General features: G+C 53.7%; 7 protein-coding genes and 1 pseudogene. 2 read left to right on the top strand and 6 right to left on the bottom strand.

Features of this window, described 5'->3' with window-relative positions:
- Positions 1 to 273 (top strand): hypothetical protein (locus ABX962_RS20510; RefSeq protein ID WP_372721883.1); only part of this gene is annotated, 273 nt, incomplete at its 5' end.
- Positions 274 to 616: 343 nt separating this feature from the next.
- Here ABX962_RS20510 and ABX962_RS20515 read toward each other — a convergent pair.
- The 5 genes from ABX962_RS20515 to ABX962_RS20535 are packed head-to-tail and all read right to left on the bottom strand — an operon-like array spanning position 617 to position 6,391.
- Positions 617 to 1,789, bottom strand: a complete 1,173-nt coding sequence (locus ABX962_RS20515) for a glycosyltransferase (RefSeq protein WP_372721884.1) — start codon at positions 1,787 to 1,789, stop codon at positions 617 to 619.
- 34 nt (positions 1,790 to 1,823) lie between these two features.
- A complete protein-coding gene (locus ABX962_RS20520; RefSeq protein WP_372721885.1) occupies positions 1,824 to 2,846 on the bottom strand; it encodes a glycosyltransferase family 2 protein in 1,023 nt (340 codons plus the stop codon).
- Positions 2,833 to 4,077: an O-antigen ligase family protein gene (locus tag ABX962_RS20525; protein ID WP_372721886.1), complete on the bottom strand. Its 1,245-nt coding sequence runs from the start codon at positions 4,075 to 4,077 to the stop codon at positions 2,833 to 2,835. The genes ABX962_RS20520 and ABX962_RS20525 overlap by 14 nt, the downstream gene beginning before the upstream one ends.
- The gene (locus ABX962_RS20530) at positions 4,074 to 5,462 is read right to left on the bottom strand and encodes a lipopolysaccharide biosynthesis protein (protein WP_372721887.1); all 1,389 of its coding nucleotides are present in this window, start codon (positions 5,460 to 5,462) and stop codon (positions 4,074 to 4,076) included. Before ABX962_RS20530 ends, ABX962_RS20525 begins: the two co-directional genes overlap by 4 nt.
- A complete protein-coding gene (locus tag ABX962_RS20535; RefSeq protein ID WP_372721888.1) occupies positions 5,459 to 6,391 on the bottom strand; it encodes a polysaccharide deacetylase family protein in 933 nt (310 codons plus the stop codon). Before ABX962_RS20535 ends, ABX962_RS20530 begins: the two co-directional genes overlap by 4 nt.
- Positions 6,392 to 7,794: 1,403 nt before the next feature.
- Here ABX962_RS20535 and ABX962_RS20540 point away from each other — a divergent pair.
- Positions 7,795 to 8,994 carry a sugar transferase gene (locus ABX962_RS20540; protein WP_372721889.1) on the top strand — a complete coding sequence of 400 codons (1,200 nt, stop codon included), beginning with the start codon at positions 7,795 to 7,797 and terminating at the stop codon, positions 8,992 to 8,994.
- Between the two features lie 218 nt (positions 8,995 to 9,212).
- Here ABX962_RS20540 and ABX962_RS20545 read toward each other — a convergent pair.
- Positions 9,213 to 9,722, bottom strand: a pseudogene (locus ABX962_RS20545) (FAD-dependent oxidoreductase); the annotation flags it as partial.

A 9,722-nucleotide genomic window follows, 5' to 3' on the forward strand; every position in this document is an offset into this window, starting at 1 on the left:
CGAATTGATGAAGCAATGCAGCTCGAAAAAATCTCCAACGTCAGCGTCATGCAACCGCCGACGTTTGTCGCCATTCCCGTGGCACCGAAAAAGAAACTCGCCATGGTCGCAGGTTTTATGCTGGCGTTGATGGCAAGTTGTGGATTGGCTCTGCTGATCGAATACTTCCGCGAACCCGTGATCCAGCATGATCCATCACCGGCCGCCGAATGGCGACGTGAACCGTTTTCTCCGGTCCCGAAGCCCGAGTTCTTGAGTCGCCAAAAAGGCTGATAGAACCGAGCATCGAAAACGCTGCGGCGCAAGCCCAATGCCATCGACGTTCGCACTAACTAGGTGATTTTGTAGCGGTGCGGCGAGGGGCCGCCCAGTCGAATCCGAACGTTTTACTCGCCGCAACCGGACTTTACTCGCCGCAACCGGACTTTACTCGCCGCAACCGGACGGCACGCGCCGCGGGCGCTACCCACAGCCGATGGAATTGGGCGTCAGCTGCACGAGGGTTGTGCTGCCACCGGTCGATAGTGCAGTCACCTCATTCGAGACGAAGTCGGCAGAGACGGCTAAATGGGTTAGCCGCTTTGGCCAACCGACTGTCGGACTTTTGCCTCGCTGCTTAAGCTCTGCTGTTCTCGCGGGCCTGACGATAGATCTCCATCAATCGGTCGTAGCAGATTTCGGCGGTGTGTTTGTCCACGTAGCGTTGGCGTGCGGCGGACCGCATTCGCTGCCATCCATCGGATCGCTGCGATTCTTCACTGACACAATTCGCTAACGCCTCGGGATTGGCAGGTTCGAACAAGATCCCCGAACGATCGTGCTCGATCAATTCCGCCATCGCGCCTAGATTCGACGCGACTACGGGCGTTCCCTTGGCAAACGCTTCGACAATCGTACGCGGCAATCCCTCGTACCAAAGCGAAGGAAAGACCAAACAGGACGCTTCGCCCACCAAGCTCAATATCTCTTGATTCGGCCGCCGGCCAAGCCAAGTGATCGTCGGATTCTCCGCTGCGGCTTGCTGCACCGCGTCAGCCATCGGACCATCGCCGACGATTTTCAGTGGGATCGCCGGCGACATCCGTCGCCACGCCGCCAGCAGCGTGTCCAAGCCTTTTTCAGGCGACAAGCGGCCAGCAAATAACGCGTAGCCGCCCGTCCCGGTTCCGACGCCAGGATCACAATCGAGGAAATTGGCCATCACCGCCAATTTCTGCTCCGGCAAGCCACCTTGAATATACTTTTGCCGACCAAATTCGGTTAATGCGTAAAACATACCAACACGGCGTTGGTAGGTGCCCAACAACCGATGGACCGTTAACATCGAGGCGACCGTCGCGGTGGCAGCCCGGTTGCCACGATAACACCGATGCTTGATCGCAGGCCACGGAAACGATTTGCCCACGCACAGTTCGCATGGCTTGTTGTCGCGGTACAAGTAGGCATCGGGACACATCAAACGATAATTCCGCAGCGACTGCACTACCGGCACCCGTTCGCGATTCGCCGCGTAGTAGGCCGCAGGCGAGATCAGCGGAAACGTATTGGTGCAGTGCATTACATCGGGTTTCTCACGCTGGATCAATCGACGCAGATCGCGATAGGATTGCCGATTAAAAATCGTCCGTGACGCAACCTCCAATTTCCCCATCGTCTTGATTGCATCGTTGTGCAGCGTATAGCGAACGACCGAGTGCCCATGTCGGGCGACAAGATCCGCCTCTTCGGCAAACGATTGATCCTCGCCGCCGGCTTGTTGATAGTAGTTATGACACAACAGTATTCGCATCGTCGCATTTCCAATTCGAAAAGAACAAGCCGGTTTAAGCTTGCGTTGTCACGGGCTCGGTGGCCACCGATGCTTTCGCTAGTTTCGCCATGCGAACGTCGGGACGAAACTCGTATCGATCAAAGAAACGACGCTGAGGAAACATTTTTGGCGACAACGTATGAAGGGTACAGCGAATGTAACCTTCGTTACGCCACAGTTGGATCGGCCGGTCAATATTGTCACTCGATCCGCCGATGATTCGCGAGACGAGCAGTCCAGGCCAGATAACCAGTGCTGACTGAGCCGCTCGCGCCGCCGCAATCAACAACGTTTTGAACGAACCACGCTCTAATTGATCACGTCGTGAAAAACTCCAGCCGTTGTGTAGCGATGTTTCTTTAAAGTACTGGTCTTCTAATCGCGACGATGGCGTCACATGGTAACCGAGCGCACGCGGATTAAACCAAGATTTGAAACCGGCCATGCGGATGCGTCGATACATATCGGTGTCGTAACCGCGGAGCGTGAACGACTCGTCATATTTACCGAGTTTCTCAAATACACGACGGTGCAACATCTGGTTTCCCGAACCGGGACCTTGTTGATCGGTATAAGGTCGAACGGTATCCCAGGGCACCGTTGCCCCGAGCATCCGCTGCATTTTCGGAGTCAATTCGCGATCACAGCCATCAGGAAAATGAAGCTGCAAAGCACCGCCGACACATTCGCATTGATGCTCGACCGCTGTCTTCCACAACTCTTTCAACCAGTAAGGTTCGGCAATTTGGTCGTCGTCAAAATTTGCAATCCACTCACCATCAGCTTCATCGAGCCCGAGGTTTCGGGCGGCTACTTGACCAGGTCGCGTTTGCATCACCGCACGCAGTGGTGCGTCGGTCTGCTGCTGCAGATCGTCGATCAGTTCTTGTTCGATCGGACACGACGAAAACACAACAAGCACTTCGTAGGTGAATTCTCCATCAGTCTCCTGGCGAATCAAACTCGACAACGCATCCTTAAGCATATCAGGACGCTTGTGCGTACAAATGACGATCGAAATATCAGGCTTGGTCATAGAAATGAAGGTTATCTTGAGGATCAGGCGAAACGGACGACGACGCGTCGGACTGTAAGGCGTGGACACCATAAGCCGCGCCCATCAATGCGAAGAGCGGGTTCATGAACCACAGGTTGTAGGAGATCGGATTGCCGGTCGTTGCATTGATCAGAAACAGTAACCACCCCAACCAGGCGGCCAAAAATGTCTGCTGGACCAATCCCGTGCTCGATCGCACGTGGCCGAACAGACTGATTGATTGCCAAATGGCAACCACAATAAAAATGACAAATCCGACAGCTCCGGTTTCGTAAAAGACTCGTAGGTAGTCGTTTTGGACATGGTTCATCCCAGGCCAAACGATGGCGACATAGTCATAAGCCGATCCGATTCCATGACCGAGCCAAGGATTTAACATCGCATGGTCCAAGATTTTGGGCCAGGCGTCGAAACGGCCTGAACCGCGGACATCCCCTGCCATCAAATCTTCGAGCGTTCCATGGCCCGAATAAAAGAACCGTTGCTGGAAGCTATCCGAATGAAACACGACCACGGCTAATACCAACATTAGCACACACAACACGACACGACCGAGTTTCGTACCGATACGTGGATGCAGCATCGGCAACGCCAGAATCGACAAGGTAACCGTTCGCCCACCCGAGGCGAAACAGATCGCCAAACTGACTGCCCAACCGGCGACCGCAAGCAAATATTTCGGGGGTGCCATGGCCAGGAAAACACACCCCACCAATCCCACCGTGAGTCCCAACGGACGCATCCCGGTGTCAAAGTCAAGTGACGGCATCAGATCCAATTTCCAAATGATCAGCGACACAAACAGAGGTATCATCGAGATCACAAAAACCCGCTGCAGCGAGCGTAATTGACCGTTGGTTTCGATGAACATCGAGGCTGCAGCCCCGATCACCAATGGCATGCTGACTTGCATCGCATCCTGCACATTGCGAGCCCCAAAATCATCGGCCCAAATCAGCGAGATCCAGTTAAAACCGAAATAGGCAGCCCATGGAATCACCGGAAAACGTACGCATCGCTGATCACGAAAGATGGCCTTTTCGATCATGATCAACAGCACACCCAACACCAGCATCCCCAACCACAACCAACCGGTGTAATTGAGTCCGCCAAATTCCAAACCACGTGGCGTTGCGACGGCCGCACACATTGGAACGCTTAAGACGAATAAATAGCCGAGTCGCGGTTGGATCACTTGCGAGCCTCTCATTGGTTCACCGATAACGCGATGGCGTCATCCGATTCAGTGAGCGTGACACGCTGTAACAAGTAGATCACGGTCGTGCCTCGCGAGATCGCGCCGACCAGCGAGCCCGCCAACGTTGCCATCGCGATCCCCAGCACCCCATGCGACTCGACCACAAAATAGGTCACCGCCATGGCAACAACCAGCGTCAATACGTCGGAAATTAAATTGGCCTTAGGCAGATGCATCGCCCAAATTCCCGCACCGGCAACAATCCCCATCGAACGCGCTAAAACCCCAAACGCCAACAACACCATAATCGGCCCCGCACCGACATACTTCGCCCCGTATAACCACTGAACCACCGGTCCGCCCATCGCGATCACCGCTAAGCAGAAAAAGCCAACCAGAACCAAAAAGATCACCATGAAACGCCACAGGATCCCCTTCAATGCCTGCGTTCCTCCGCTGGCAAAACTGGCGGCACAGCGTGCGGTTAAAAAGCTATCGATCCCCAGCACCACCACGTTCGACAACCCGATCAACGTTGTGCATGCCGCAAATAGCCCCGTTTCCTCTTCACCACGCACCACCACAGTGATCCAAGGCATCAAATAAGGCATCGAACTGCCGGTCAAATGACTTGCTAACGCCCATTTACCAAAGGACCAATTCTTCCGCCAATCGGCCAAAATTTCAGGCACGTGAAATTCAAACTTCGGGCGCCGAGTGACAAACCAACCGATTCCCGCTAATAGCGATCCGGCACCGATCAACGCAAATGCACGCCCGACACTGACCACCCCGAGCCAACCGAGTGACACCAGACCGACAAGCTGTACCACCGCGACAACGGTATCAATCGAAACCACACTGATCAGATTCAGATGAGCCAATTCCACCTGGCGAATGAATTCACGAAACAGAATAAATGGCAGCGTTAGCGTCAGCACGACCAACAGTATCCCACCGGAAGCCAAGTCACTATCAGGCATCAGAAACCGAATCGACAACCACGTCATCACCGCCGCAAACATGGCTAACAGCGATTGATGAACCAGCGTGCTGCCATCATACGATGCCCGCTGGTTCGGCGACCGATGATGCGCAAAAACGGTATAGGGGCCAGCGACTAATTGATATTGAATGTTTCGCGATAGCAATACGATATTGAACGCGAGAAAGTAGATTCCCAGTCCATCTTGACCACACCACCGGCCAATCATCACGGTGGTCAGAAAATTAGTGGCACTGACGATCCCTTGATCCAGTACCGATAGCGACCCTCCTCGCAAATTGGGACTCTGCAGTACGCTTCGCAATCGATCCGAAACAGGCATACGAACATCGCCAATCACGTCCGGGGACGCAGGTGATAGGTTCCGCCGCAATAGTGCAGGTAATCTCACGTCGTGACCGTGCCAACATCTCGGGTACGTCGACGGATCCCACGCCATCCGTCACGAATGAAACTATACCATCCATTCAGTTTGGCCGAGATGGTAGCCCCTGTATCGCCCTGGCAAACCGTGAACCGCCCCCAATCATAAGGATCGCTGTCGGGGCAGACCAATTCATTTTCGGTGGTCAGTGAACACAATACCCCAGCCTGGCGTGCGGCTGGCGACATCGTCGGTCCGGCCAATCCATGATGCCGCTTGCCAAACGGAAACGCGAATGTCAAATCCTCATACCCAAATCGCTCACGTAGAATCTGCATCGACGTTAGCAAATCCTCGCGAAACGGCTCGGGTTGATGGCGATATGCGGTATGAGTGTGCGTATGGGCACCAAGTTCGATAATGCCACTGTCGAGCATCGCATGGCATTCGTCAGTCGTCAGTGGACGCCACGAATCGTCAGGAACCGCGTCGGATCCAGCCGGCGCCCAGTCTTCGAAGGGGAATCGCTCGTTTGTATCCAGATACGCGGTGGCAATGAAGATCGTTGCGGGAATCCCAAGCTCTTGAAGAATCGGAAACGCTTGCGTGAAATTGTTCGCATAGCCATCGTCAAAAGTCACAACAAAGACGTTGCGTGGAATCACTTCCCCTGCAACATGTGCTGCGAGCGCTCGTCGCAGAGGCCACGCCTGATGGCCTCGCTTTAACAATCCACTTAATTGACGTCGAAAACGCTCCGGCGTAACGTTCAGAGTCGGAAAAGGATAGCCGCGAACCGCGTCGCTAACACGGTGGTACATCAAAATTCCAAACGCATCGGGAACGCGAGTCCGACCGCCCGCCGCAATCGCTAGTGCCAATGGAGTGCGGACAATGACGCTCTGTTTCCATTCACGTTGAAGTGCGGCGATACGCGAATAAAAAGAATTTGACAACGTTATTCTTCACAGAGGTGGCTCTTGAAATTCGGAGCCTTCGGATAGTTCGATCAAACGCGAGAACTCAAATACAATTCGCCAGCCACGATTGCTGCGGGTAGCGATCGTTTAGGGCACCTGCACGTCGAATGCGAAGTCGTGCCAAAAGCACAATACGCGTCCTTCAATCAATGATTTCTTTGGTCGTTGGGACTTCGGCCACTGAACACCGCCCGGCCGAACACCGCCCGGCCGAATGCAAACCGGCCGAATGCAAACCGGCCGACTCTGCCCCCGGCGAAGCCTCCGTTATAAACACCCCACCACGCAAACCGTTCCGAACAAAACGGGGTCAAACGGAGATTCAATAGGCATTTTTCGCTCGTCCACGACGGGATCAGGCGACTGCAATTAGTATGCTTGGTGAATCAATCGCGACAACCTCAAATTCAAAGTGAATCCGTGGCATCGAACACGCGGCACCGATTATCATAACTACGCGGATTCTGCGCTAAATCGCCGCCTGATTCTCGCTGGAAAAACAGCGAGAGCACGCTGGGGGAAACCCCTATTAGAATCAGTTGGCTATAGACCGTAGAATTACTAAATTCAGTAATACCGAAACGATCCATCCCCCATGATATCGACTCGCGTCGTCGCGTTGCATCTGGTTGACCTACTAACTGTCTTTATCAATTCAAAGTTGCACAAGAATCGCGATTGAGTTGACTAGCAAAAATCCTTCTACATTTATTCTTTAAATCTTCTACGATCTGCAATTCCGCTAACATCAGTGCCGCAGCCGATCGATCCAAGCGGCACTCGCAAACGGATCAACAGACGCCGCCGAGCGATAAACCTCGTCAAAACGGGGAAAAATCCATTCGCGTCCCCCCTAGGAATGAATGCACGCTGTGGTCGTGGCACCCTATCTCGGCATTCTCGTCGATCGACGGCCTTTGATACCGAACAATCGGCAACGGGGCCGATCGTCCAAACCGACCTCGATCCAGGCCAAAAACCATTGTCATAATCAGCACCATAAATCGCTGCCTGCGTGCATGATTTAACCGCTAGCCGAGAGCGAGTTATCGATCTGATTGCATCCTTACTGCGCTCCATTGCACATGGAATCATTATGATTTTGGTAAGACAGTCCAAAATGATGATAGGCATCATAGGAGTTGCAATTAGACTTGGTTCTAATAAATTGCGAGAAATTTGCTGAGCAAAAATTTGCATTCCCCTAATTCATTCGCTCGTTACACTGTTCAAAATTAGTTGGACTTGTATCTTTAAACCCGAAGTGGATGGGCCCGACTCGAGAGGGGGCAGGGCGTTGCGATCTTCGTAACCATTCACAATGAACCGATGCTGAATCAAACCAACTTGATCTCTACCTCTGCTATTGGACGTGCACCGTGCTAAAACTGATTTCACGTTATGCGACCAACTACACCACTCGACGCCGCATCAACACATGGATCTTGACGGGTCGCGAATTTGATCGTGAGATCGCCCGAGAGCGGGCCCGAACCGTGCGACGCAACATTCCATTTTGCGTTTTGCAAATCGAACTTTGTGCCGCTCACCGAACGGCGAAAAACACCCGCAGCCTAGCCAAGCTGGTTCGTCGCAACGTGCGGATGAGCGACGAAAAGGGGCATGTCAATCGCTTCACCATCGGCGTGCTTCTCGTTGACACACCCGAGATGGGTGGCCGTATTGTCATGGATCGCCTAAACGGATTACTGAGCTCCGCACACCTAAAGGCTGAGATCTCACTTAGCGTTTATGACCCACAGGCGTTCAACAACGACGATTCCGACGACTCCTCCGCAAATGGCGGCGACCAAGAGTCAGGCGGAACCAAAGTGCGACTGCACGACAAGCACCCCGTTGGGCGAGACCGCCGTCGATTTCACGACGACGAATTGATCGGCAGCGGGACGCGGATGGCAACGCCGCATTCCAGCGAAGCGTTCGATCTGATGTCGACGCGTGTCAGCAACGTCAGCTTTCAAGTCGATTCGGTCGTCAAACGTACATTCGACGTTGCCGTGGCCAGTGCGGGATTGCTATTCGCGGCGCCTGTGATCGCATTCGCAGCAGCCCTCATCAAACGCGACGGTGGACCTGCGTTTTTTCTGCAATCACGCGAAGGTCGTGACGGGGTACCGTTTACGATTTACAAATTGCGGACGATGGTTGTCAACGCGGAATCGCAGCAAGCCGAGTTGCGAGACAAGAGCGAACGCGACGGCCCCGCATTCAAGATGCGCAACGACCCTCGTGTCACTCGGTTTGGCCAGATGCTACGATCCACTTGCGTTGACGAATTGCCTCAACTGTGGAACGTGCTACGAGGCGACATGTCGATCGTTGGCCCTCGACCACTTCCTGTTAGCGAAAGCCGAGCGTGCCAACCGTGGCATCGACGCCGATTGGACGTTCGGCCCGGTATCACATGCAATTGGCAAGTGGCCAAAGAAAAGGCAGACACGTTCGACGAATGGATGCGAATGGATCTTGCCTATGTCGACAACGCCAACCTTTGGAAAGACGTGACGCTGATGGCCCAGACCGTAGGCGTTCCCCTTCGCGCCAAAGGCAGCCGCTAAATCGCAGCCGCAGAAGCGGCGAGACGTGTGCCCCATGCCCTCGGGTGTCAACGCTTCCCTGTCGCCTCGCCCGCTCACGATACGTCGCTGCATCGTTTAACAATGCTGCTCGCTCAACGACGCCGTACGCTGACATACGACAAAAGCCAAAGTCTTAACGACTTTGGCTTTGCTTTTTGAAGTTGCTTTGCGTTTTGAAATTGCGTTATTAAAACCAACTAGCGAACCGGTAACCACTGCACCGCATCCGCAACGACGTGACCGTTGGTACCATCGTTAACGATTCGAACGCTTGCTTTGCGGGTCGCATCAAATCGAAATTTGCCCAGCGATAGAAACAGCGATTCGATTGCTGGATTCTTTTTTTGGTCTACGATTACCGTGGTCGAACCATCGGCGTGCTCCACGATCACTTTGACGTTACTGGCTCGATTTGAATTCGCGGGATACGCAAACCGCACTTCGTATTCACCCGCTGCTGGCAACGTGGTCACAAACGCAATCGACGCGTTGCCATCGGCCGTGTTGTCATCGTGGACGTAACCATGTTCGACGAACTTGGATGACGACGTACTAGGCCGCCACGATCCCGCTAATTGAGCCTTGGAATCATCAACCACGGTTCCTTCTAAATCTTTTAAATAGACTCGCTCGCGTGCCGAATGGCTTGTCGATCCCGCGTAGTGCAACACTTGTCCATCCGCTTGCAGACGCTGACGTAGTTGGTC

It is taken from the genome of Novipirellula sp. (assembly GCF_041583735.1).
Classification (GTDB): domain Bacteria; phylum Planctomycetota; class Planctomycetia; order Pirellulales; family Pirellulaceae; genus Novipirellula.

Excerpts from the sequence above, each read along its gene's own strand:
- ABX962_RS20520 (WP_372721885.1), bottom strand. The coding sequence starts at position 2,846 with ATGACCAAGCCTGATATTTCGATCGTCATTTGTACGCACAAGCGTCCT.
- ABX962_RS20525 (WP_372721886.1), bottom strand. The coding sequence starts at position 4,077 with ATGAGAGGCTCGCAAGTGATCCAACCGCGACTCGGCTATTTATTCGTC.
- ABX962_RS20515 (WP_372721884.1), bottom strand. The coding sequence starts at position 1,789 with ATGCGAATACTGTTGTGTCATAACTACTATCAACAAGCCGGCGGCGAG.